Consider the following 24,674-nt stretch of genomic DNA (forward strand, 5'->3'; position numbering starts at 1 on the left):
CTTCAGAGAGTCACATTCAGTGAGCTTTTTTGAGGATTCAAATAAGGGCTCAAATGTGGAAAAAACTCAACAGCAAAGCCGAAGAGCTTTTCTCAGCCAAACGGGTAAATTCACTACCGCCTGTGCGGCGGCTTCCTTGACCGGAGGAATCGTGCAGGCTGTATCATCGACCACTGCGGCTAATACATCATTGATGCAGACTACCCTTACTGATAGCCATTACTATCTAAGAGATGTGCTATTGGAGGATGGGTTTGAATATAATGACGATACCGTAATTGGCACACGTACTGCATTATATACATTAGAAATCAAAGACGGTCGGATCGCTTCGATCCATGCTGTTGGTGCGCCACTTAATACACATTTGCCATGTTATCAAGCGCAAGGGCAGTTGTTGTTGCCTGCTTTCCGTGATATGCACATCCATCTAGATAAGACTTTCTACGGTGGTCCGTGGCAGGCGCCATTACCCCGTCAGGGTAAAACCATTATGGATATGATCGCTCAGGAACAAACTCTGATCCCCAAGCTGCTACCTACCTCGCAGCAGCGAGCGGAGGGGTTGATCGCTCTATTGCAATCCAAGGGCAGTACGGTAGCCCGTAGCCATTGTAATATTGATCCGGTTAGTGGTTTGAAGAGTCTGGAGCATTTGAGGCGTGCGTTAGAGAATCACCGTGATGATTTCAGTTGCGAAATCGTTGCTTTTCCTCAGCACGGTTTGCTGCACTCTAAAGTGGGGGGGCTAATGCGTGAAGCGATGCAAATGGGAGTGCAGTACGTTGGTGGGTTGGACCCTACTAGCGTGGATGCTGCGATGGAAAAATCACTGGATACCATGTTCCAGATTGCACTCGATAATAACGCTGGTGTAGATATTCATTTGCACGAAGTAAGCTCTGCGGGTGTTGCTGCTATCAACTACATGATTGATATGGTGGAGAAAATATCCTCCTTGCGTGGAAAAGTGACTATCAGCCACGCTTTTGCTCTGACTATGTTGGATGAGGGGAAACTAACAGAAACTGCTTCCCGTTTGGCGGAGCAGCAAATCACAATTGCTTCCACAGTGCCGATCGGTAGCTTGATGATGCCGTTGCCGCAACTCAGGGCTAACGGGGTATTTATTATGACTGGTACTGATAGTGTGATTGATCACTGGTCGCCGTTTGGCACGGGTGATATGTTGGAAAAGGCAAATTTGTACGCGCAATTGTACCGCGGCTCAGATGAATTTCATCTTTCCCGTGCTATGGCGATTGCTACTGGCGGTGTGTTACCGCTTAATGAGCAGGGGCAGCGTATTTGGCCGCGGGTAGGTGATAAAGCTGAATTTGTCTTGGTGGCTGCTAGTTGTTCTGCTGAGGCCGTGGCACGTTTGCCTGCCCGTCAGGCAACATTCCATCAAGGGCGCTTGGTGGCCGGTGCTGTAGTCAGGTCTTGATCCAAAGCTCCATGTTCAGCCATTCGACAATAAAATCAGCCACCTGTTCAGGTTGATTGATATTCAATTGTGGCAGAATAGTCTCCAATTTTTCATCACTGGCAACAGCAATCACATGTTGATCAAGAAGATCGCTTAATCGGTGGTTAAGAATGTTGCGGTATAGCGCGATCTTATTGATTGGTTCATCTTTAAAACCTTCCACTAGAATCAAATCCAGTGAATTTGGATCAAAACGACTGGCAAGATAGTTCAGATCTACTTTCATCGAATCTGGCGTTTCTGTCATTAATGCCCAGCGTTGTTGGTTGGCGACTAGAGTTTGTTCTGCACCGGCTTTGCGTAGTTCATAACTGTCTTTGCCCGGTTTATCCACATCCATATCGTGATGGGTATGTTTTATCAGACCAACCCGGATTTGCCGTTGACGTAATAGTGGAATGACTTGTTTGAGAAGTGTGGTTTTTCCTGTTCCGCTATAGGCTGTAATGCCCAGTAGCGGAAGCGGTTTTGTACTCATTTTTTGATCTCCTGTGTATTCTCCCAATGTTGGCAATCTTCCGGTGTATTCAGATTAGTGAAGACAATGGGATTGTCATCAAACTGAACAGCTATTGCTCCGATCTTATGCATAAACAGTATTAATTTGCGATCACCGTCGGCCAGATAATTTTCTAATTGAGAAATCAGATTGCGGTGTAGTAAAGCGATAGTCGGGTGAGCTTGGTTGCTACCATTTGCATAGGCTGCCAATGCTTGCTGTTTTCCTTGCCATAAGCGAGTGACCAAATCAGTAGGGAAATTTGGTACATCACAAGGAACAAACACAACCCAATCGTGACTCGCTAATTTTAGGGATGCCAGCATTCCTGCAAGAGGTCCAGAGAAATCTGGCGTTAAATCTGGAACAATTTGATAACCACTTTGTCGGTAAATATCCAGATTGCGGTTAGCGTTGATAATTAATTCATCTACTTGTGGAGATAGCTTATCCGCAATATGTTGGTACAGTGGTTTTTTATTTAAAAAAGTTAACCCCTTATCATTGCCGCCCATACGGGTGGCACGACCTCCAGCAAGGATTGCGCCGCTTATTTTTGGTTGCATAATATTCGATTTACCAACTGAGGTGGTTGTTACCGTCAATATACTTCTTTCAGATTGATTATTTAGTCTTAACTAAGCGTTTTGAGAATAAGATCACCAGATAACTTGCTGATAAGAGAGTCATCTTTACGCTTATTGACAGAGCAGTTCTTTCTCTATGCGCTCATCCCTGTTAATTTGTATAGGCTTTATTGATAAGGAATTCGGTATGAAATGTCATTAGTTCGATGAAGTGATCGAATTTTTACACTTGGCATGAAAAGGATCACTAAGTGGATTTTCAAACTGAGCTATTGCGTGCCGTGGCGTTATTACAGATTAATCAAGAGAATAGAATGTGCTAACAAACCAATCTGCTTTTAATTTCCGGGAATTAACACCGGATTTGATTATGGATGCATTGGTGCAGACCGGGTTGTATATCGATTCCGGTCTGACAGAGTTAAATAGTTATGAGAACCGGGTTTATCAGTTTATAGATGAAGATCGTAAACGTTATGTTGTGAAATTTTACCGGCCGCTACGTTGGGATCAGCAACAGATTCAAGAAGAGCATAATTTTGCTTTGGCGCTACAACAGGCTGATTTACCTGTTGCGGCGCCTTTGGTATTTAATGAGCAAACTTTACTGACTTTTAACGATTTCTTTTTTGCCGTTTTTCCAAGTATCGGAGGGCGTCAGTATGAATCCGATAATCTCTTTCAGTTAGAAGATGTAGGGCGTTTGCTAGGGAGAATTCATCAGATTGGTCGCCAGCAAAAATTCACTTCTCGTCCAACTATTGGGTTAAATGAATATCTACATCAACCACGACAATATTTGGCTACATGTGAGTTGGTTCCTGCGGGACAGAAAAGACAATTTTTGGCGGTATTGGATGATTTGATCGATGTCGTAGCATCAAATTGGCGCGATGATTGGCAAATATTGAGGCTTCATGGTGACTGCCATCCGGGTAATATCTTGTGGCGTGACGAAGCTTGGTTTGTTGACCTTGATGATGCGCGTAACGGTCCGGCAATGCAGGATTTATGGATGTTGCTTCATGGTTCCCGTCAGGAACAGCTATTGCAGTTAGATACACTGTTGGAAGCCTATAGTGAATTTGCAGATTTTGATCCGAAGGAGTTGTCATTAATAGAGCCATTGCGTGCTATGCGGATGATCTATTATTTGGCATGGGTTGCCAGACGTTGGCAGGACCCTGCGTTCCCCAGGGCATTTCCTTGGATGACAGATACCGATTTTTGGTTAAAACAGACGTCACTTTTTTCTGAACAAATTAAGCTGTTGCAGGAATCACCTTTGCAGCTTAACCCGATGTATTAATGTTTATCATGGAGATAGTTATGAAGAAGTTGTGGTTAGCTTTAGTCGGAATGGTGATGGCATTTAGCGCATCTGCCGCCAATTTTACCGAAGGAAAACAGTATGTTGAATTGAAGTCGCCGGTGGCGGATCAACCGCCGGTGCTGGAATTCTTCTCTTTCTATTGTCCCCATTGTTATCAGTTTGAAGAAATTTTTAAAGTTCCTCACACGGTGAAACAGAATTTACCGGAAGGGACAAAACTTGTTCGTTATCATGTGGATTTTTTAGGGCCGCTGGGTAAAGAATTGACGACTGCTTGGGCTGCGGCAATGGCAATGGGTGTTGAAGACAAAGTGACTCCGGTGCTGTTTGAGGGTATTCAGAAAACACTGGCTATTAAGACTCCGAATGATATTCGCAATGCCTTTATCAAAGCCGGGGTGACGGCTGAGGATTATGATGCTGCCATGAGTAGTTTTGTGGTGAAATCCTTAGTTGTTAAGCAACAAAAAGCCGCTCAGGATTTGCAACTGCAAGGTGTACCGGCAATGTTTGTTAACGGCAAGTATATGGTGAAAAGTGACGGTATTGATGCCGCTTCTGCTGATAACTATGCGAAATCCTATTCAGACGTTGTTAACTTACTGTTAAATAAGAAGTAATGTTGATGGCACTGAAATAGAATGATGTAAGCATGTGCCGGAGTGAGAACCTTTGGCACAATGCATGTCAGAAAGACTTTTTTGTAAGACAAACTTTGGTTATATCCACAACTCTGTGATCTATAAGGCAATATGACAGTTTAATGACTAAGATTATAAGTCATTGATTTTTTACCTGAGGTTAATAAGTTTTTTTTATCAACGGTTAATGCCTAAATAGAACTTGTAATATCTATACACAAAGTTATCCACAGAATTTATGGTAGGGTGTGAGTATCTGAATCGGGTTTCAGTAAAGAAAATTCACATAAAATTCGTTTCCTACTTCTTGCTGTGGCATCCTATTTCCTTATCACACCCGTAACAGATACAGATAATGAAGAAGATTTATGGCTCAGATAGCAGACAATCCCCTGATTTTGGTTGATGGCTCCTCATACCTTTATCGTGCTTATCATGCTTTTCCTCCGCTGACAAATAGCGCAGGTGAACCGACCGGAGCTATGTATGGCGTATTGAATATGCTACGCAGCTTGGTCATGCAGTACAAACCCAGCCATGTAGCGGTGGTATTTGATGCTAAAGGCAAAACTTTTCGTGATGAATTGTTCGCTGAGTATAAGTCTCATCGTCCTCCTATGCCGGATGATCTGCGTACTCAGATAGAGCCGCTACATCAGATGGTCGAAGCTATGGGGTTACCATTGCTGGTGGTGCCAGGAGTAGAAGCTGATGATGTTATCGGGACTTTGGCGTTACAGGCGGAAAAAGAGGGGCGTGCGGTACTTATCAGCACTGGCGATAAAGATATGGCGCAATTGGTAACGCCAAATATCACTCTGATCAATACCATGAATAACACCATCTTGGGGCCGGAAGAGGTCGTTGAAAAGTATGGTGTGCCGCCAAATCTGATTATCGATTTTCTGGCATTGATGGGAGACTCTTCTGACAACATTCCTGGCGTACCTGGGGTGGGAGAAAAAACCGCACTGGGATTACTGCAAGGGATTGGTGGCATGGATGATATCTTTGCCAATCTGGATAAAATTGCCGGGCTCAGTTTCCGTGGGGCGAAAACGCTGGCGGATAAGATAGTGCAGCATAAAGATGTCGCTTATCTCTCTTATAAATTGGCAACTATTAAAACTGATGTTGAGTTGGATAAAACCTGTGTTGCTTTGTCAGTCAAAGAGCCTGATACGGAGAAACTGCATCAGTTGTTTTCTCGTTATGAATTCAAACGCTGGTTAAATGATGTGGCAAACGGCGATTGGCTGGCGGAGAAAGGCAAAAAACCAGCATCTACTGGCAATGATGAATCATCTCCGACAGAAGATAAATCTGTTGCGGCCACGCTTTCTTCTGATAATTATCAGACTATTCTTGATCAGAAAAGCTTTGATGAGTGGATTGAGAAGCTGAAAAAAGCGCCAGTTTTTGCTTTTGATACCGAAACTGACAGCCTTGATACTTTGACTGCTAATCTGGTGGGCATGTCATTTGCAGTTTCTGCCGGCGATGCGGCTTATCTACCTCTAGGCCATGACTATCTGGGCGCGCCGGAACAACTTGACCGAGAAGTTGTGCTGGCTGCATTAAAACCGCTGCTTGAAGATAGTAACCTGCTGAAAATTGGTCAGAATATTAAGTTTGATCGTGGCGTGTTGGCGCGTTACGGCATTGAACTGCAAGGCATTGCTTACGATACCATGCTGGAATCTTACGTACTTAACAGCGTTGCAGGCATGGGGCGGCATGATATGGATAGCCTGTCTGAACGTCATCTGAATCATAAGACCACGACGTTTGAAGAGATTGCTGGTAAAGGTAAAAATCAGCTCACTTTTAATCAGATCCCGGTAGAACAAGCCGCAATGTACGCCGCGGAAGATGCAGATGTCACTTTGTTGCTGCATCGGGTGATGTGGCCGCAATTGGAGAAAGAACCGACACTAGAAAAGGTGTTCCTGAAAACAGAAATGCCACTGGTCATGGTGCTTTCCCGTATGGAACGTACAGGTGTGCTAATTGATGCAGATATTTTGGCTGAGCATTCAAAAGAGATCACTGCCCGTTTGGATGAGTTGGAAAAAGAAGCACATGAATTGGCAGGTGAGGTTTTCAATCTGGCTTCGCCAAAACAGTTACAGACGATATTGTTTGAAAAATTGCAATTGCCGGTGGTAAAGAAAACGCCAAATGGTGCGCCATCCACTAATGAAGAGGTATTGGAAGAGCTGGCGGATACTCATGCATTGCCGAAAGTGATCTTAGAGCATCGTGGGTTGGCAAAATTGAAATCCACTTACACCGATAAATTACCGCAGATGGTCCACCCGCTGACCAAACGGGTGCATACTTCCTATCACCAAGCGGTAACGGCAACTGGACGTCTCTCTTCACGTGATCCTAATTTGCAAAATATTCCTGTCCGTAATGAAGAGGGCCGCCGTATTCGTCAGGCATTTGTGGCTCCTGAAAGTTACCGGATTATGGCCGCTGACTATTCTCAGATTGAGTTGCGGATAATGGCTCATTTGTCTCAGGATCAAGGGTTGTTGAAGGCATTTGCAGAAGGGCAAGACATTCACCGGGCAACCGCGGCAGAAGTCTTTGGTTTGCCGCTGGAACAGGTAACCAGTGAGCAGCGCCGTAGTGCTAAGGCCATTAACTTTGGTTTGATCTATGGTATGAGTGCATTTGGTCTTTCCCGTCAGTTAGGTATTCCTCGCGGTGAAGCTCAGCGTTATATGGATCTCTATTTTGAGCGCTATCCGGGGGTATTGGCGTATATGGAGCGTACTCGTAAGCAAGCGGAAGAGCAGGGTTACGTTGAAACGCTAGATGGTCGTCGTCTTTATCTGCCAGATATCAAATCTCGCAATGCCATGCGCCGTAAGGCAGCAGAGCGTGAAGCTATTAACGCGCCAATGCAGGGAACGGCGGCGGATATCATCAAAAAAGCAATGATTGCGGTGGATGACTGGATTGTCAGTGAAGCGCCGAAAGTTTGTATGATTATGCAGGTTCACGATGAGCTGGTATTCGAAGTCCATGAGTCACAACTTGAATATGCGGAACAGAAAATTCGTGAATTGATGGAGAAGAGTATGGTGCTTGATGTTCCACTTAAAGTAGATGTAGGTATTGGTGACAATTGGGATCAGGCGCACTGATATGCCAGCTTAATAAGCGATAGGCTGAGCTAATACAGTTAAGAACATCAATAACTGCGTTGGGACATTGGGTTTTCCTGATGCCAACGCAGTATGTTAAGTCTTTCCTCTCTTTGACGATCTAACATGCTAAGTGGTTATGAGCCATGTGCAATGATGCATTAGTCATATTCACCATGCGCTACAAAATCTCCTCCCCCCCAGCCTACTCTCTTGCCATTTGCTCGCAAGGCCGAAAAACTACGGGGCGTTGACGTCAGGCTGATAACGTCTTTTAAGTTTGCAATTTCGGGTGGAATTTTTCCACCATTGTATATGTCTCCCCAGGCGACTACGCTACGGTCTGCTCGTAGGGCGGCAAAGGCATCACTTGATGCACTTAGGCTGATGACATTCTGTACCTTGGCTGCATCATATTCGACCCGTTCAACACTCGCTATTATTCCCCAAGTGACCACGCTACGATTTGTTCGCAGGGCTGTGAAAGCTGAGCCTGTTGTGATGAGGTTAACTATATCGTTTAATGCAGCAATTTCTGGTGGGATTGGTGTGTCTCCCCAGGCGACAATACTGTGGTTTGTCCGTAAAGCTATGAATGTGTCGCCTGAAGCGGTCAAGCTAATAATATCCTGTAGTTGGGCAATGGCAGGAGGAACCGTGCCGCTCCTGCTTGCATTTCCCCAGGCAACGACGTTGCGGTTTGCCCGTATGGCTGCGAATGCTAAGCCTGTTTGACTCAGGCTAACGATATCTTGTAATTGAGCAATTTCTGGTGGAACCTGACCGCCAAAAAGTGAGTATCCCCAAGCAACCACACTGCGGTTTGCCCGTAAGGCCGCGAAGGTAGAGTACCAGTCGCTTTTGCCAAGTATGCTGACGATATCCTGTAGCTGGGTAATTTCAGGTGGGAGCACTCCAGTTAAAATCCCCCAGGCAACTATGCTGCGGTTTGCCCGTAGAGCTAGGAAAGAATTACCTGCTGAAGTTACACTGATGATGTCCTGTAGTTGGGCAATATCGGGTGGCACTTGACCGCCATAACGATCATGTCCCCAGGCAACTACGCTACCATTTACTCGTAGAGCTGAGAAAGCGCTAGCCGTTGAGCTCAGGCTAACGATATCCTTTAGTTGAGCAATGTCAGGAGGAAGTTGTCCGCCGTTAACTGTATCTCCCCAAACGACCACGCTGCGGTCTGCTCGTAAAGCCGCGAATGCATATTGTGTTGAACTCAAGCTAACGATATCCCGTAATGCCGCAATGTCGGGTGGGACTTGACCACCAAGATGTGGCAGTCCCCAGGTAATTACACTGCCATTCTGCAATAACATAGCGGTTGCTCCGATGGTGGATGCGAGGGTTATGTTATTGCTGCAATAGACATTTTCTTCCCATTCTAATAGAGAGTTACTATTGTTACTTGTACCTAATGAAACATTATCATGTTGGTTCATTATTATTCTCCTGGTTAAGGTCGTATCGGATTTATTCTTAGTCCACAAGGCGTTTATACGAAAAACCATGCCCATTGGGAGGGAGTGTAACAGCTATTTTATTTTCACTAAGTAATATTATTAGTTAAATAAATTTTTTGTATTTACTCATACCGATTTGTTGTTCATGTAATGCATATTTAGATCCAGATCGCATAAATATGTAATTAAACTACATTTAATGGCGTCAAAATGAGCAAAATTCTCAGCTGAATCGAGATAATTTATGAAAATAAATTACAAAAAGGCTTTTTCTAATACATAAAATAGGGTAGAGTTATCAGCGTAGGGTACAGAGGTAAGATGTTCTATCTTTCAGACCTTTTACTTCACGTAATCGGATTTAGCTGAATATTAGCTGCCCCAGTCAATTTTGACTGGGGCATTTTTTTCATCTGAATTTAATACGTGAGAGAATAAAGAAAGGATGGATTAACAATGGCTGTCAATTTGAACGGCTTTCTGGCTGAACCATATATCCAGTTTCTGTTGTAGTTTATCGATACCGATTTTTTTCGGGGTCGAGAAATATTCCACTTGAATATCCCCATTAAGCGTCAGCAGGGCGTCACGAACCTTATTCAGTTGACTTTTACGGGCGCCCGATGCCAGTTTGTCGGCTTTAGTCAACAACACCATAACCGGTACCTGCATGGCGACTGCCCATTGGATCATCTGTTGATCAAGATCTTTCAATGGGTGACGGATATCCATCAGCACGACCAGCCCGATCAGGCATTCACGTTTTTGCAGATATTCACCTAATGCTTTTTGCCATTTGCGTTTCATCTCTTCCGGTACTTCGGCATAGCCATAGCCTGGTAAGTCAACCAGGCGAATACCTTCTTCTACCTCGAATAAATTGATTAATTGAGTTCGACCGGGCGTTTTACTGGTGCGGGCGAGGCTTTTCTGTTTCGTCAGAGCATTCAGAGCGCTAGATTTACCTGCATTTGAGCGACCGGCAAACGCGACTTCAATGCCCATATCTTGAGGCAGATGGTGAATATCAGGTGCGCTCGTGATAAAACGGGTCATATGATAGTTGTGGTTTTTGATGGTCAAAATGATTATCTCCCTGAGAAATGCACTGAATATATGGCAAAGGGGATTATACCGATAGCCACTGTTGGTTGACAGGATTAAAAATAATGACATATTTCTGATGGGTTGAACCGAGCTTGCTATTTTGTTATCGATGACGATCCGGTTTGTGAAATAAAATCTAACTTATTATTGAAAGGATAAATTTTTCTTCAAAGCACCCGTCGATTGATAGCGTAAATGTAGGTAAATATTGAGCACGATGTTGAAGAGATTATTAGAATTGATTTAGTTTGTGTTGTTGACCTTAATAATATAGGAACCCAGAATGTTTAAACGTATTTTAGTAGCACTTGTAACTGCATATTCTCTGAGCGCAATGGCGCCTCTGGCTTTGGCAGCGGGAGATACCCATGTGAAGCTGACAACAACGGAGGGTAATATTGAACTGGAATTAAATAACCAGAAAGCGCCAATTACAACGAAAAACTTTATTGAATACGTCAATGAGGGTTATTACAACAATACAATCTTCCATCGGGTAATCCCTGGATTTATGGTGCAGGGTGGCGGTTTTACCAAAGATTTGCAGCAGAAAGCGACTAAAGCCGCTATTAAAAATGAGGCAGATAATGGGCTGCGTAATTTACGTGGAACTATCTCTATGGCACGTACCGCCGATAAAGACAGCGCTACCAGTCAATTTTTTATTAATGTAGCAGACAATGCTTTCCTTGATCATGGTCAGCGTGACTTTGGTTATGCAGTATTTGGTAAGGTCGTAAAAGGCATGGATGTTGTGGATAAAATTTCTCAAGTCAAAACGGAAAATGTTGGTCCATATCAGAATGTACCGGTTAAACCTGTTGTTATTCTGTCTGCGGAGATTATTCCCTGATTTTTTCCTATTACTTTGGCTGTGGCAGTTTCTGGTCTTCCGGTTAACTCTCATCAGATTAATAAACTGGCCTGCATTAAATGAAGGCCAGTTTTGCCGTTATTCATACATCTTTTGAGTAAATTCTTTATTTACTTCGGTTCGTGGATAATATCTGTCTTTGTAACATTTTTTCTCTTTACTCTCACAGTGTACCCCATTACTTAAAGTGTAAGATGAAAAGTCAATATCTTTTCCATCACCAAACTCTTTTTTCAGGTGTCTTACCGCTTTTTTCCCTAAATACCTTTCGGTTAATTTTAGCGATAGCCCTTGTTGATCAGAGCAATATTTTCCTTTTTTATCACAAACCACCCCTTTTTCCGGGAAGAAAATGTTGGCAGTTTTAGTAACAGCCAGCGTGGGGAAGGACAGTAAAAAAAGAGATGCTATAATCAGTTTTGTCTTCATAACAATTACCTTTACTTATTGAATATCAAAATAGAGCATATGTTTTGTCGGGTATGAGAGTAAGTTGATTGAGGAAAAAGCAGCCATTGATTTTGTTGTACTATGCTACAAATATTGATGTGCTATGATAGCCGCCCCGTTGTCGCGAGGCCGTTTTACCTGGAGCCAGTTGTGCAGGATAAACAAATTGCAGGAGTGGCAGGGCAACAAATACAGCGATAAAAATGAGTAGGATAGACTCCTATGTTACTAATAATAGATAACTATGATTCTTTTACATATAACTTATATCAATATTTTTGTGAATTGGGTACAGATGTTTTAGTTAAGCGCAATGATGAATTGCAACTTGAAGATATTGAGAAATTGATGCCTACTCATCTGGTGATTTCCCCTGGCCCTTGTACCCCAAATGAAGCAGGAATTTCTCTGGCTGCGATTTCTCATTTTTCGGATAAATTGCCGATTCTTGGTGTTTGCCTTGGACATCAGGCAATTGGGCAGGCGTTTGGCGCCAGAGTGGTAAAAGCCAGGGAAGTGATGCATGGAAAAACCTCGGCTATTCACCATAATCAGCAAGGTGTGTTCAAAGGGCTTAACCGGCCATTAACTGCGACTCGTTACCATTCGTTGGTGATTGCCGCAGAGACATTACCTGCCTCATTTGAAGTCACCGCATGGAGCCAGCATAATGGCAACGTCGATGAAATTATGGGCATTCGTCATCGCACGCTACCGCTGGAAGGGGTGCAGTTCCATCCTGAAAGTATTCTCAGTGAACAAGGTCACCAGTTACTGAGCAACTTTCTGAGATATTAACCAGACACCGATAATTTCTTCATTTATCCATCTTTTTCATTTGCCCATCTTTGATTTTTTATGCATATTCAGTGAGTATAATTTCACTTCTGAATGGCGTATATATAAAAAACGGGTGGGAAAATGAAGGGACATACCGTAGTAGATAGAAGCACATACGATCAAGTTATGTTGCCGATTTATTCACCAGCGCAGTTTATACCGGTGAAAGGGCAAGGTAGTCGCGTATGGGATCAGCAAGGGAAAGAGTATATTGATTTTGCAGGGGGAATTGCTGTTGTCGCTTTGGGCCATTGTCACCCTGCGTTAGTGGATGTTTTGAAGCAGCAAGGGGAGAAACTTTGGCATATCAGTAATATTTTCACCAATGAACCTGCTTTGATTCTGGCGCAGAAACTGATTGATGCGACTTTTGCTGAGCGGGTATTTTTTGCCAACTCAGGAGCGGAGGCGAATGAAGCGGCATTTAAGCTGGCTCGTCACTATGCCATTACGCGCCACAGTCCCTATAAAACCAAAATTATCGCATTTCATCAGGGTTTTCATGGTCGCACCTTATTTACTGTCTCCGTGGGTGGTCAGCCAAAATATGCTGATGGTTTTGGGCCAAAACCCGCGGATATTATTCATGTGCCTTTTAATGATTTAGATGCAGTGAAGGCCGTCATAGATGACCATACTTGTGCTGTTGTATTGGAGCCGGTTCAAGGAGAAGGGGGAGTCACACCGGCAGCACCGGCATTTATTCATGGGTTGCGTGAGCTTTGTGATAAGCATCAGGTGTTGTTGGTGTTTGATGAAGTGCAAAGTGGAATGGGACGTACCGGTAAGCTATTTTCTTATATGCATTATGATGTTACGCCGGACATCATTACCACAGCAAAAGCATTGGGAAATGGCTTCCCCATCAGCGCTATGCTGACGACAGAGAATATTGCGTCTGCGATGACGCCGGGAACTCACGGTACAACTTATGGCGGTAATCCGTTGGCTTGTGCGGTTGCAAATGTTGCTTTTGATATTATTAATACGCCAACGGTTCTGGAAGGCATTGAAAAACGCCATAATTTGATGGTGAATTTTCTGAATAATATCAATCAGAAATATTCGATATTTGGTGAAATTCGTGGAAAGGGTCTGCTGATTGGCGCGGAACTCAAAGCGCCATATCAGGGAAAAGCGAAAGATATTCTGCAACTGGCGGCTGCAAATGGCTTAATGTTGTTGAGTGCGGGTGGTGATGTACTGCGTTTCACGCCTTCGTTGATTATCAGTGAAGAAGAGCTTGCTCAGGGCATGGAACGGTTGGAGCAGACAATTAGCCAGTTGGTGTAATTAAGCACAAGAGAAATCAGCGCAGGATTATGCGCTGATTAATCAAGCGTTAGCGTGTACCGTAAACAACGATAGTTTTACCGTGTGCGGAGATCAAGTTTTGATCTTCTAGCATTTTCAGAATACGACCAACTGTTTCGCGGGAACAGCCAACAATCTGACCAATTTCCTGACGCGTGATTTTGATTTGCATTCCGTCCGGGTGGGTCATTGCATCTGGTTGTTTCGCCAGATTCAATAAAGTTTGGGCAATCCGGCCGGTAACATCCAGGAAAGCCAGATTACCGACTTTCTCAGAAGTTGTTTGCAAACGGTTTGCCATTTGGGCAGATAAACGCATCAAAATATCCGGGTTTACCTGAATCAGTTGACGGAATTTTTTATAGGAGATTTCAGCCACTTCACAGGCGCTTTTGGCCCGTACCCAGGCTGTACGCTCTTGCCCCTCTTCAAATAATCCAAGTTCGCCAATGAAATCCCCCTGATTTAAATAGGAGAGGATCATCTCTTTGCCTTCTTCATCTTTAATCAAAACCGCAACAGAGCCTTTTACGATGTAGTAAAGCGTCTCTGCTTTTTCGCCTTGATGAATAAGCGTACTTTTAGATGGATATTTATGAATATGGCAGTGTGACAAAAACCATTCAAGAGTCGGGTCTGTTTGTGGCTTGCCGAGAACCATTCGCTTCATCCTCTGTTGTTATCGCTGCCTAAATAACACGAGAATCTAAAAGTTTCTCGTCAGGCTGGCTTATAAAGACACTAGCTTAACATATTAGTTTGTTGAAAAACCGACAGATAAGGGTTTTATATAGGTTATCTGAAATTTGAACCTTACGTATTGAGCTTAACCTATATATACCCGGCCCGCTTCTGTTTTTAACACAGGAAAAGGCTTCTGTCTTGTCTTGTATTGTTTCAGCATAATAAACTGCTCATTAGATTGCCAGTTTAATACTGAAAGAGTAGGCTTGGATGCAAAGAACGACTTAAGAGGTATTTATGCAAGCGCGGGTAAAATGGGTTGAAGGATTGTCTCTTTTGGGGGAGTCATCTTCTGGTCATCAGATCATGATGGATGGTAATGCTGGCGATAGAGCGCCGAGCCCAATGGAAATGGTATTAATGGCAGCCGGTGGTTGCAGTACGATTGATGTAGTTTCTATTTTACAGAAAGGCAGGTACGACATAAGAGATTGTGAAGTAAAATTAACTTCCCAACGTCGTGAAGAGGCGCCACGCTTGTTTACTCATATTAATCTGCATTTTATTGTTACGGGTAAGGATTTAACAGATAAAGCGGTTGAACGCGCTGTCATGTTGTCTGCGGAAAAATATTGCTCTGTTTCATTGATGTTGGGGAAATCAGTTGAAATTACCCACAGTTTTGAAGTTAAAGATATAGATTGATAAATTATTTCTTGATCAAAAAATAACAACAGGTAACTAATATTTCAGTTACCTGTTTTTTTAACTGAATAATATAAGATGCAAATTTTAAGTGCCGGATTTTCTAAATTTATCTCAGGCGTTGATTAACAAATCTTTTCCCCTTCCAGCAGTCGCTGTACTAATGGCGTCATAATTAATTCCATTGCTAATCCCATTTTTCCGCCGGGGACCACGATGGTATTAATGCTTGAAACGAATGAGCCTTGTAACATTGCTAGCAAGTATGGGAAATCAATTTGAGTCAGATCACGGAAGCGGATGACAATGAAACTTTCATCCAATGATGGAATGGCTTTAGCTGAAAATGGATTGGATGTATCAACGGTAGGGACACGTTGGAAGTTGATATGTGTTCGTGAGAATTGTGGCGTAATGTAGTTGATATAATCATCCATAGAACGCACGACGGAATCCATCACGGCTTCCTGTGAATGCCCCCGTTCTCCGGTATCGCGGATAAGTTTCTGTATCCATTCAAGATTGACAATCGGCACGACGCCCACTAGCAGATCAACATGACTGGCGACATTATGCTGTGGTGTGACAACGCCGCCGTGCAGACCTTCATAAAACAGCACATCGGTCTGCTTGGGTAAAGATTCCCACGGCGTAAATGTACCGGGGAGCTGGTTGTAAGGGACGGCGTCGTCATAGGTATGAAGGTACTTGCGACGGCGGCCTTCACCGGTTTCACCATAGTCAATCATGGTTTTTTCCAGCATGCCAAAATCATTGGCTTCCGGCCCAAAGTAACTGATATGCCTGCCTTGCTCTTTGGCTTTACGGATTGCGGCATCCATTTCAGGACGGGTGTAACGGTGGAAACTATCTCCTTCTATCTGTGCTGCGCTGATGTTAAGTTGCTGGAAAATCTTACGGAAAGCTAAACTGGTGGTGGTGGTTCCGGCGCCACTGGAGCCGGTAATTGCAATAATCGGATGTTTGGCAGACATACAGTAAACTCCATAATGTTAAGGATGGAACATTTCTTTTGGCACAATATTGATGCTCTCATGCAGTTCAGACCACACCAGCATAACATCTCCTCGTTCCAACTGACGGCGTATGTCAGCGACTTTCTGCTCCAGCGATTTTTCATCTTCGCCATAGTCAGTGCCTTCCCGCAGGACAAAGCTCTCTATCAAATTTAGCAGAGTTTCTGATTCCAGTTGTTGCCACGGAATAATCATTGTGGTTGCTCCAGATGAGATGACAGCCAACTTGGGATGCGTTGTTCCAGCCACATTTGTGGTTTCTTCAACGAACCACTGACAAAGCCGACATGTCCACCATATTCTGTCATTTGGTATTCAATATTTTTAGGTAACATTTTGAGATCAGGGACAACTTCCGGCGCCATAAAGGGATCGTCTTTAGCATGAATAATCAGCAGCGGCACAGTAATATCAGGCAGACGCGGCAGAGCGCTGCACTGGCGGTAGTAGTCCGCTGCATTTTTAAAGCCGTGGATTTTTGCGGTCACAATTTCATCAAATTCTCGAATATGTTTCAATCTTTTTACCTGAGACAGATTGATAGGGAGTGAATCGGGGTAACGTAACAATTTACGGGTGGCATTACGTTTCAAGCTATTCAGTAAATAGCGTTCATAAACCTGAGAAAATCCTTTTTCTATCCGCAGGGAACAGGCTTCCAGCATCAAAGGGGCGGAAACAATGACGGCAGCATTGATCTGGGCGTTGGTTTTTTCTTCTGCCAGATAGCAGGCCAGCATATTACCGCCGACTGAATAACCTACGGCTGAGGTGGGTGCATCACCGTAGGTCTGTTTTAACCAGCTCAGAAAATAGCGGGCATCGCTGGTTTCGCCAGAATGATAGAGACGTTTTTGGCGGTTCGGTTCACCACTGCATCCGCGAAAATGCATGACAACGCCAAGCCAGCCTTTTTCCTGGCAGATATGAAGCAAACCGTGGGCATAAGGGCTGTGGAAACTGCCTTCCAGACCATGAAACAGGATCAGTCGTGGCTTGTGTGCTGCGGTGGCGGGATCTTCACTCCACGCCAGATCAACAAAATCGTTGTCTGGTAAATTAAGTCGTTGCCAATATGGTTGCAGTTCAGGATACCGCCGCACCAGACGCGGGAGTAGTGTCTGCAAATGCGGATTACTGGCTCCGGTTAGAGGACGAAAGATATCAGTCATAATGGTTTCGAGTTAAATTGATTAGTTATCTTGTATGGTGAATAACATACTGATATTTTCTGTGAAAGGGAAACGCCATTATTCAGGATGAAAGGTAACTCTTCATGACAGCAAGCCTGATTTTTTCATTAACAACTTTTTTGTTTATTTCTGCCATTACGCCGGGTCCAAACAACATGTTACTGACTTCATCAGGCGCTAACTTCGGCTTTATCCGCTCTTTGGGATTGCTCTTTGGCGTTGTTCTGGGCATGCAGACGATTTTATATCTGGCTGCTTTCGGAATAGCGACATTGCTGTTGATCTATCCTGCTATTCACACGGTTATGAAAATCGCAGGTAGTCTCTATTTGCTGTGGTTAGCATGGAAAACGGCAACAGCCAGTTACCGGCGTCTGGATACCAAAGATAGCGCGATTATCAAGCCGGTGCGCTGGTATCAAGGTTGGTTATTGCAGTTTTTGAATCCGAAAGCTTGGCTGATGGGGTTGGGGGCTGTTGGCAGCTACAGTATTGCCGGTGATCACTACCTCTATTCCATCATCGTGATCAGTATTGCGGTGATGTTTATTAATTTCTTGTGCGGCATGGTGTGGGCGGGTTTTGGTTCGTTGATAGGGACGTTGCTCCGTAGTCGCAATGCTTGGTTTATTTTCAATATTATAATGGGCATATTGACGGCAACTTGTGTGCCACTGATTTGGCTTGGGTAATTTAGTCAGCTAATTGCGTTTTTAGTTATAGAAAATATTATTTTATTCTTTTTTACTTTGGCAAATATCTACAACACTTATTCTGACGTACCTCGTCTTTTTATGACATTGGAGGTGTTTAAGTGGGTAGATCCGCTCTTGTGGTTTATCTTTTTTTTCTGGTGCTTTTGCTGCTGGTTCCTGCTGTTCAGGCGAGTAGCCAGCAAGTAACGATTGCTTATCAAACTTCACCAGAGCCGGCAAAAGTTGCTCAGTATAACGGCGATTTTGCCCGGCAATCTGGGGTTGATGTTCAATGGCGGAAATTTGACAGCGGTTCTGCTGTGCTACGAGCGTTAGCTTCTGGTGATGTGCAGATAGGCAATATGGGTTCTAGTCCGTTAGCGGTTGGCGCCAGCCAAAAATTGCCGGTGAAAATTTTTCTCATTGCTTCCCGGTTAGGGCAATCAGAAGCACTAATTGTTAATCAAAAAATCACTGAACCTTCTCAGCTTATCGGCAAGCGAATTGCTGTTCCTTTCATTTCTACTGCCCATTACAGCCTGTTAGCCGCATTGCATCACTGGCAGATAGATCCAAAGCTAATCAAGATTATTAACTTACAACCACCAGCAATTGTTGCCGCGTGGAAGCGTGGTGATATTGATGGCGCTTTTGTCTGGTTACCTGCCGTGAATGAATTAGCGGCAACAGGCCGTGTACTGACTGATGCAGCGCAAATTGCCCAATGGGGATCGCCAACGCTGGACGTATGGGTTGTTCGTAATGATTTTGCTGAACAATATCCTGAATTGGTCACGATGTTCGTGAAAAGTGTACTGGATGAAAATCAGCGCTATCTGACTTCTCCTGAAAAATGGCTGGCAAGTAAAGAGAATATTACTGCGGTGTCGAGATTGAGTGGTTTATCGGAGGACAAAATCAGTCAATGGATACTCACCAATCGTTATCTGAACGCTGATCAACAGTTGAGTTTATTAAGGTCAGAAATGGCGAAAGTGATTCGAGATACGGCTAAATTTCTGCAACAGCAAGGTAAAGTTTCACAGGCTGCTGATAATTATCAGGATTATGTAACAGATAAATTTGTCAGGGAGATTGTTGCGTCAACCATGACAGGAGGGAACGATGTTACAGATTAGTGGATTAACGGCTAAATATCAGGACAAAGAAGTGCTTCGTGATATTAGTTTTGATATTACAGCCGGGCAATTTGTGGTGATCCTTGGGCCATCCGGTTGTGGCAAAACAACCTTATTGAATCTGATTGCGGGTTTTCTCACGCCTTCCTCCGGTGATATTTGGCTGAACGGTGAACCAGTAACTGGCCCCGGTGTAGAACGTGGTGTGGTGTTTCAACATGAAGGATTGATGCCGTGGTTGAATGTGCGGGATAACGTGGCTTTAGGGCTGAAATTTGCCGGGGTGCCTAAAAAACAGCGATTGCAAACCGCTCGGCAGATCATTCATCAGGTTGGTTTGAGTGATCATGAAGATAAATATATTTGGCAACTGTCTGGCGGCCAGCGGCAGCGGGTGGGTATTGCGCGTGCATTGGCGGTGGAGCCTCAACTATTACTGCTGGATGAGCCGTTTGCAGCGCTTGATGCTTATACCAGAGAACAGATGCAGGAGCTGCTGCTGACTATCTGGCGTGACAGTAAAAAACAGTGTCTGTTGATTACTCACGATATTGAGGAAGCCATATTTATGGCAAATGATCTGTATTTAATGGAATCTTCGCCGGGAAGAATTGTTGAACGGATTACCCTCGATTTTGGTCAACGATTTGCTGATGGGGAATGTAGCCGCAGCATTAAATCTGATCCCAATTTTATTATCTGCCGTGAATATGTGCTGGAACGCGTGTTCAGATACCGGAGGGTTTTGGTATGAACCTTTATCAAGAGCGGGAAATCGGAGTAGTGACCCTGCTGAAAAATAGTAAAAGACGTTTTAAACCGATTCCTGTTGGGGTGCTATGGCGATTAGCTACCGTTGTTACTTTATTATTTATCTGGTGGCTGGTGACAACATTTGGCTTGATTGAATCCGTATTATTACCGGCGCCGGGTCAGGTGGTACATCAACTAATGATTGCGGCGAGTGAACAAGGGTTTATGGGGGCGACGTTATGGCAACATTTGGCAGCTAGTTTGAGCAGAATGTTGCTGGCTTTATTAGCCGCGGTAGCCATTGCTATTCCGGTAGGAATAGCAATGGGGCTGAATGAAAAAATTCGGGCAGTGATAGATCCTTTGATTGAACTATACCGACCTGTTCCACCGTTAGCTTATTTACCCTTGATTGTTATCTGGTTTGGCATCGGAGAAACCTCAAAGGTTTTACTGATCTGGCTAGCAATTTTCGCGCCGGTTACCTTGTCTACCGTGATGGGAGTACAGAATGTTGAGCAAGTGCGAATAAGAGCAGCACAGGCGTTGGGCGCCAGTCGCTGGCAATTGCTGAAACACGTTATCTTTCCTAATGCTTTGCCGGAGCTATTGACAGGTCTGCGTATCGGCCTTGGTGTTGGTTGGTCGACTTTAGTCGCCGCAGAACTGATTGCCGCCACACAAGGGCTAGGCTTTATGGTGCAATCGGCGGGTGAGTTTTTGGCAACCGATATGGTGGTGGCGGGTATCATTGTTATTGCATTGATTGCATGTGGCTTAGAGTTAGGATTGCGGGCCATTCAACGTCACTTAATGCCGTGGCATGGAGTAAACCGTCATGAATGAACGTCTGAAAATTATCCCATTAGGACCTTATATTGGCGCACTTGTGGAACAGACCAATCTCACTAAACCGATGACAGATATTCAGTTTGAACAACTGTATCACGCGCTATTAAAGCATCAGGTATTATTCTTTCGTAATCAACCTATTACGCCAATACAGCAACGTGATTTGGCCGGTCAATTTGGTGATTTACATATTCACCCGGTTTACCCTCATACACCAGAAAGTGAGGAGATTATTGTTTTAGATACCCATGACAACAATCCGCCTGATAATGATAACTGGCATACGGATGTGACTTTCATTGAAACACCACCGATGGGCGCGATTCTCGCTGCTAAAAAAGTTCCGCCGTTTGGTGGAGATACACTGTGGTGTAGTGGTATCGCTGCGTTCGAAGCATTGTCAGAGCCTTTCAAAACATTGTTGATAGGACTTGAGGCGGAGCATGATTTCACTAAATCTTTTCCTGAACATCGGCATCGCAGTTCTCAAGAGCTACATCAGCGCTGGTTAGCGGGTAAAGAGAAGAACCCGCCTTTGTCACATCCGGTTGTCAGAACACATCCTGTTTCTGGTCGTTTAGCGCTGTTTGTTAATGAAGGCTTCACCACCCGGATTGTTGGTCTCAGTGATAAAGAGAGTGAAGCGATTTTGAACTTTCTATTTGCTCATGTTACTAAACCTGAGTTTCAGGTACGTTGGCGCTGGCAGGAGGATGACATTGCTATTTGGGATAACCGGGTGACTCAACACTATGCTAATGCGGATTATCTGCCTCAGCGCAGGATTATGCACCGAGCAACGATTCTGGGTGACAAACCGCGTTATTTTTGTGAGGTCAATGAAAAAGTGAGTTGATAGCGAATGAAGGGAGTCATTCGCTATCATCAGGTTAAATCGACATTTTTACTGCCAAATAGCAGAGTCATTACAAAGCCGCTGATATAAGCAACCACTAGCCCGGCGGCATACACTGCCATTCCGACAAAAATACCACTTTTTGAGGTCATCAGTGGCAGTGCTACCAATCCAGATGGACCAAAAACTGTATTCAGCCCAACAGGTAATCCCAAATAAGCCACCAAACCGATAAAGAAACCTCCGGCGGCACCGCCCAAACAGGCGGTGATAAAGGGTTTAATCCGTGGAAGTGTAACACCGTAAATCAAGGGTTCACCAATGCCGAGGAAACCTGGAATAATGGCGCCTTTTATCTGCGTGCGTAGCAGAGAATCTTTTTTCGCTTTGGCATACAGCGCCAGCGCGGCGCCAACTTGTCCGCCGCCTGCCATTGCCAGGATTGGGAACAGAGAATTAAAGCCTTGTGCGTCCATGAGAGCGAAATAGACCGGCACAAATCCTTGGTGAACACCAAACATGACAGCGAGTAAAAATAGCCCCGCTAATATTGCTGTACCAAAAGGATTGCCGTTGAGATGAAGAAACAACCATGACATACCGCTAAACAGATAACTTCCTAGTGGCATGATAAAAATAAAGGCAATGGCTCCCATGATTAGCAGAGTAATAGCCGAAGTGAGGATCATATCCAGGTTATCTGGAATGATTTTACGAACTTGTCGTTCTACCCATGCTCCCAGAATAGCGGCGATAAGAACGCCGATAATATTGCCGCGTGGATCGATACTGTAACCAAAGAAAGTAGAAATACCGGAATAGAAACCGCTGGTGGCGTCTGGGTTATAACTGAGGACGAACAGCGAAGCGATAATGGCGCCATTTATTCCTGATCCACCAAATGCTTTTTGCGCGTTATAACCGATCAGAATACTCAGAAAGCTGAACATGCCTTTACTGAAAACTTTCATATAGCCGATGATTTCAACCAAAACAGTATTAGGGTGCTCAACACCCTGAATGGCTATTTGTTCAAATAAAGTAGCAAAGCCGAGAAGCAGACCAACGGCAATAAAACCGGGGATCAGTGGAGTAAAAATGGTAGCGAATTTGGTCAGGAATTTGTGTACTGCACTCACCTGCTTCTGTTTAAGCTGCTTTTTATTAGCAGAAGCAATATTGGTTAAATCAGTGTCGCTTGGTTTTGATTGTTCTGTATGGGGAGAAGAAGTTAGCAATTCATTCATTATTTCAGCCGCCGCTTGGGCTTTTCCCGGCCCAAGCACAATCTGAAACTGATCGGCGCTTTCGATAATACCTAACACATTGGGGATCTGTTTTAACGCGACTTGATCCACTTTTGTATTATCACGTAGCGTTAGCCGCAGACGGGTCATACAGTTGCCACATTGTGCTACATTATCTGCATTGCCGATAGCTTTAAGGATCTGGGCAATGACTGTCTGATTAATTTTAGCCATTTTCTTACTCCTTCTCAGCAGGGCAGTCGTTACCGAATGGCTGAGATCGTCGGTCGAATAAAACCGTGGTGTTTTTCCAGTAAAACCTTTGCTTGTTGAACACTGACTCCAGCCAGAATCATCACAATGGCGGTTTTACAATGTCCATTACATTCTGCCAGGGCCTGTTCAGCTTGTTCACGATTGCATTCTGTGGCGGCCATAACGATATTTTTCTGCCTTTCAACCAGCTTGGCATTCGTCGCTTCTATGTCCACCATCAGGTTGCCATAAACTTTACCTGTACGGATCATGGCGCCGGTGGTCAGCATATTCAGAATTAGCTTTTGTGCTGTACCTGCTTTCATTCGTGATGAACCTGTGACGATTTCCGGCCCAACTATCGGTGTAATGGCGATATCGGCTGCTTGTATCATCGGGCTTTCCGGGTTACAGCTAATGCAGGCAACGGCGGCGCCAACGGATTTCGCATACGCCATTGCACCCAAGACATAAGGTGTGCGGCCGCTGGCGGCAATGCCAACCAATACATCTTTTGAGTTAAAGTTTAGCGCTTGAAGATCATTGGCGCCTAGTTGTTGGTTATCTTCTGCATTCTCAACTGCATGTAGAATGGCCTGATGCCCTCCGGCAATTAACCCAACCACTTGTTCCGGTTTGGCGCCATAAGTTGGAGGGCATTCACTGGCATCCAAAATCCCTAACCGGCCCGATGTACCGGCGCCGATATAAATTAAACGGCCTCCCTGACGAAATGCTTCGGTAATTTTGTCTACCGTTTCAGCGATTTTCGGCAAAGTTTGTTCTACCGCCAGTGCGACTTTTTTATCTTCATCGTTAATCAATTTTAGCATTTCAAGGGTTGGCAAAGTATCAATGTTGGCACTGGCTGGATTGCGGCTTTCGGTTATCATGTTGCTGAGATTGGTTTTCATATTATTTTCCTAAAGGAATATAAAAGGCAGATAGCATGAATGTATCAAGATTTAAGGGATTGATTATATACCCGTCATCTTTCAAGTTGCCTCTTTGTTGGCTGCACTCACTCACCCCGGTCACATAGTTATCTATGCTCCCGGGGATTCGCTCCCTTGCCGTCGCGATGCATCTTGAAATCCATTGGGTATAGTGTTGATGCTCCTATGTTGATGGCTGTGATAGTTCAACCTACGAATAAACCTTATACCCCTCAACATTCAGGGTTTGCTGTACCAGTTCCGATTGAGGTACGGGTAACTGTTCTTGAAGTTGCTGACAGCCGAGTTCTGCCGGGATAGGCATTGCCTTTGATCATCTGAATATTGTGACCTCACGGCAATTTTGCCACAGGCTGTGGCACAATTGCCGACAGATTATTGACAAAGTGCTGGTTTTCTATCTGATATGTTGTTCTAAATTAAGTTTCGCTCACCAGACAGAGCTTATAGACATGTTAAAAATATCTCATTTGTGAATGATCAAATTGGCCTGGTGGGGAAAATAGGTCTGAATATTTTTCACAATGAAAAGAAC

At 44.2% G+C, this 24,674-nt stretch carries 26 protein-coding genes; 15 read left to right on the forward strand and 11 right to left on the reverse strand.

Annotated elements, in window-relative coordinates:
* The first annotated feature begins 55 nt into the window (after positions 1-55).
* Positions 56-1,447 (forward strand): amidohydrolase family protein, encoded by a 1,392-nt coding sequence (locus tag V2H77_RS12270; protein WP_341499011.1) that lies wholly within the window; start codon positions 56-58, stop codon positions 1,445-1,447.
* Here the strand turns inward: V2H77_RS12270 and mobB are convergent.
* Positions 1,437-1,967 (reverse strand): molybdopterin-guanine dinucleotide biosynthesis protein MobB, encoded by a 531-nt coding sequence (mobB, locus tag V2H77_RS12275; protein WP_341499012.1) that lies wholly within the window; start codon positions 1,965-1,967, stop codon positions 1,437-1,439. The genes V2H77_RS12270 and mobB overlap by 11 nt on opposite strands.
* Positions 1,964-2,554, reverse strand: a complete 591-nt coding sequence (mobA, locus tag V2H77_RS12280; protein ID WP_341499030.1) for a molybdenum cofactor guanylyltransferase MobA — start codon at positions 2,552-2,554, stop codon at positions 1,964-1,966. Before mobA ends, mobB begins: the two co-directional genes overlap by 4 nt.
* 337 nt (positions 2,555-2,891) lie before the next feature.
* On the opposite strand from mobA, the gene V2H77_RS12285 reads away from it, so the two are divergent.
* From V2H77_RS12285 to polA, 3 genes are all read left to right on the forward strand, one after another.
* Positions 2,892-3,884, forward strand: a complete 993-nt coding sequence (locus V2H77_RS12285) for a serine/threonine protein kinase (protein ID WP_341499013.1) — start codon at positions 2,892-2,894, stop codon at positions 3,882-3,884.
* 20 nt (positions 3,885-3,904) lie between these two features.
* The gene (gene dsbA, locus V2H77_RS12290) at positions 3,905-4,528 is read left to right on the forward strand and encodes a thiol:disulfide interchange protein DsbA (RefSeq protein WP_341499014.1); all 624 of its coding nucleotides are present in this window, start codon (positions 3,905-3,907) and stop codon (positions 4,526-4,528) included.
* A gap of 389 nt (positions 4,529-4,917) precedes the next feature.
* Positions 4,918-7,707 (forward strand): DNA polymerase I, encoded by a 2,790-nt coding sequence (polA, locus tag V2H77_RS12295; RefSeq protein ID WP_341499015.1) that lies wholly within the window; start codon positions 4,918-4,920, stop codon positions 7,705-7,707.
* A 161-nt stretch (positions 7,708-7,868) separates the two neighbouring features.
* Here polA and V2H77_RS12300 read toward each other — a convergent pair whose 3' ends face one another.
* Positions 7,869-9,161: a hypothetical protein gene (locus V2H77_RS12300; RefSeq protein ID WP_341499016.1), complete on the reverse strand. Its 1,293-nt coding sequence runs from the start codon at positions 9,159-9,161 to the stop codon at positions 7,869-7,871.
* A 342-nt stretch (positions 9,162-9,503) separates the two neighbouring features.
* On the opposite strand from V2H77_RS12300, the gene V2H77_RS23650 reads away from it, so the two are divergent.
* Entirely contained in the window at positions 9,504-9,551 is a 48-nt protein-coding gene (locus V2H77_RS23650) for a hypothetical protein (RefSeq protein ID WP_438361642.1), read from the forward strand.
* Positions 9,552-9,632: 81 nt separating this feature from the next.
* Here V2H77_RS23650 and yihA read toward each other — a convergent pair whose 3' ends face one another.
* Positions 9,633-10,265, reverse strand: coding sequence for a ribosome biogenesis GTP-binding protein YihA/YsxC (gene yihA, locus V2H77_RS12305; RefSeq protein WP_265380610.1), 633 nt, complete (start codon positions 10,263-10,265; stop codon positions 9,633-9,635).
* 307 nt (positions 10,266-10,572) lie between these two features.
* On the opposite strand from yihA, the gene ppiA reads away from it, so the two are divergent.
* Positions 10,573-11,142, forward strand: a complete 570-nt coding sequence (gene ppiA / locus V2H77_RS12310) for a peptidylprolyl isomerase A (RefSeq protein WP_088373477.1) — start codon at positions 10,573-10,575, stop codon at positions 11,140-11,142.
* 99 nt (positions 11,143-11,241) lie between these two features.
* Here the strand turns inward: ppiA and V2H77_RS12315 are convergent, their stop codons facing one another.
* Positions 11,242-11,592 (reverse strand): YcgJ family protein, encoded by a 351-nt coding sequence (locus V2H77_RS12315; RefSeq protein ID WP_341499017.1) that lies wholly within the window; start codon positions 11,590-11,592, stop codon positions 11,242-11,244.
* A 243-nt stretch (positions 11,593-11,835) separates the two neighbouring features.
* On the opposite strand from V2H77_RS12315, the gene V2H77_RS12320 reads away from it, so the two are divergent.
* Positions 11,836-12,411 carry an aminodeoxychorismate synthase component II gene (locus tag V2H77_RS12320; protein WP_341499018.1) on the forward strand — a complete coding sequence of 192 codons (576 nt, stop codon included), beginning with the start codon at positions 11,836-11,838 and terminating at the stop codon, positions 12,409-12,411.
* Positions 12,412-12,534: 123 nt separating this feature from the next.
* Positions 12,535-13,746 carry a bifunctional acetylornithine/succinyldiaminopimelate transaminase gene (gene argD, locus V2H77_RS12325; protein ID WP_341499019.1) on the forward strand — a complete coding sequence of 404 codons (1,212 nt, stop codon included), beginning with the start codon at positions 12,535-12,537 and terminating at the stop codon, positions 13,744-13,746.
* Positions 13,747-13,795: 49 nt separating this feature from the next.
* Here argD and crp read toward each other — a convergent pair whose 3' ends face one another.
* Positions 13,796-14,428, reverse strand: coding sequence for a cAMP-activated global transcriptional regulator CRP (crp, locus tag V2H77_RS12330; protein ID WP_010848517.1), 633 nt, complete (start codon positions 14,426-14,428; stop codon positions 13,796-13,798).
* A gap of 320 nt (positions 14,429-14,748) precedes the next feature.
* On the opposite strand from crp, the gene V2H77_RS12335 reads away from it, so the two are divergent.
* A complete protein-coding gene (locus tag V2H77_RS12335) occupies positions 14,749-15,156 on the forward strand; it encodes an OsmC family protein (RefSeq protein ID WP_265380606.1) in 408 nt (135 codons plus the stop codon).
* Positions 15,157-15,281: 125 nt separating this feature from the next.
* On the opposite strand, the gene V2H77_RS12340 is transcribed toward V2H77_RS12335, so the two are convergent.
* The 3 genes from V2H77_RS12340 to V2H77_RS12350 are packed head-to-tail and all read right to left on the reverse strand — an operon-like array spanning position 15,282 to position 17,365.
* The gene (locus tag V2H77_RS12340) at positions 15,282-16,151 is read right to left on the reverse strand and encodes a phosphoribulokinase (RefSeq protein WP_049584136.1); all 870 of its coding nucleotides are present in this window, start codon (positions 16,149-16,151) and stop codon (positions 15,282-15,284) included.
* An 18-nt stretch (positions 16,152-16,169) separates the two neighbouring features.
* Entirely contained in the window at positions 16,170-16,388 is a 219-nt protein-coding gene (locus V2H77_RS12345; RefSeq protein ID WP_341499020.1) for a YheU family protein, read from the reverse strand.
* Positions 16,385-17,365, reverse strand: a complete 981-nt coding sequence (locus V2H77_RS12350) for a hydrolase (protein ID WP_341499021.1) — start codon at positions 17,363-17,365, stop codon at positions 16,385-16,387. Before V2H77_RS12350 ends, V2H77_RS12345 begins: the two co-directional genes overlap by 4 nt.
* A 104-nt stretch (positions 17,366-17,469) precedes the next feature.
* Here V2H77_RS12350 and V2H77_RS12355 point away from each other — a divergent pair, with 104 nt between their 5' ends.
* The 5 genes from V2H77_RS12355 to tauD all read left to right on the forward strand — a co-directional run bounded on the left by V2H77_RS12355 (position 17,470) and on the right by tauD (position 21,681).
* The gene (locus V2H77_RS12355; protein ID WP_341499022.1) at positions 17,470-18,078 is read left to right on the forward strand and encodes a LysE family translocator; all 609 of its coding nucleotides are present in this window, start codon (positions 17,470-17,472) and stop codon (positions 18,076-18,078) included.
* Positions 18,079-18,200: 122 nt separating this feature from the next.
* The gene (gene tauA / locus V2H77_RS12360) at positions 18,201-19,220 is read left to right on the forward strand and encodes a taurine ABC transporter substrate-binding protein (RefSeq protein ID WP_445935488.1); all 1,020 of its coding nucleotides are present in this window, start codon (positions 18,201-18,203) and stop codon (positions 19,218-19,220) included.
* Positions 19,207-19,974 carry a taurine ABC transporter ATP-binding subunit gene (gene tauB / locus V2H77_RS12365; RefSeq protein ID WP_341499023.1) on the forward strand — a complete coding sequence of 256 codons (768 nt, stop codon included), beginning with the start codon at positions 19,207-19,209 and terminating at the stop codon, positions 19,972-19,974. Before tauA ends, tauB begins: the two co-directional genes overlap by 14 nt.
* Entirely contained in the window at positions 19,971-20,819 is an 849-nt protein-coding gene (tauC, locus tag V2H77_RS12370; protein ID WP_341499024.1) for a taurine ABC transporter permease TauC, read from the forward strand. Before tauB ends, tauC begins: the two co-directional genes overlap by 4 nt.
* Positions 20,812-21,681 (forward strand): taurine dioxygenase, encoded by an 870-nt coding sequence (gene tauD / locus V2H77_RS12375; RefSeq protein WP_341499025.1) that lies wholly within the window; start codon positions 20,812-20,814, stop codon positions 21,679-21,681. Before tauC ends, tauD begins: the two co-directional genes overlap by 8 nt.
* A 29-nt stretch (positions 21,682-21,710) precedes the next feature.
* On the opposite strand, the gene murP is transcribed toward tauD, so the two are convergent.
* Positions 21,711-23,162, reverse strand: a complete 1,452-nt coding sequence (gene murP / locus V2H77_RS12380; RefSeq protein ID WP_341499026.1) for a PTS N-acetylmuramic acid transporter subunit IIBC — start codon at positions 23,160-23,162, stop codon at positions 21,711-21,713.
* Between the two features lie 29 nt (positions 23,163-23,191).
* A complete protein-coding gene (gene murQ / locus V2H77_RS12385) occupies positions 23,192-24,097 on the reverse strand; it encodes an N-acetylmuramic acid 6-phosphate etherase (RefSeq protein ID WP_341499027.1) in 906 nt (301 codons plus the stop codon).
* A 213-nt stretch (positions 24,098-24,310) separates the two neighbouring features.
* On the opposite strand from murQ, the gene V2H77_RS12390 reads away from it, so the two are divergent.
* The gene (locus V2H77_RS12390; RefSeq protein ID WP_341499028.1) at positions 24,311-24,439 is read left to right on the forward strand and encodes a hypothetical protein; all 129 of its coding nucleotides are present in this window, start codon (positions 24,311-24,313) and stop codon (positions 24,437-24,439) included.
* Positions 24,440-24,674: the final 235 nt, after the last annotated feature.

Origin of the sequence: Photorhabdus sp. P32, from assembly GCF_038085095.1 — a bacterium.
Lineage (GTDB): Bacteria > Pseudomonadota > Gammaproteobacteria > Enterobacterales > Enterobacteriaceae > Photorhabdus > Photorhabdus luminescens.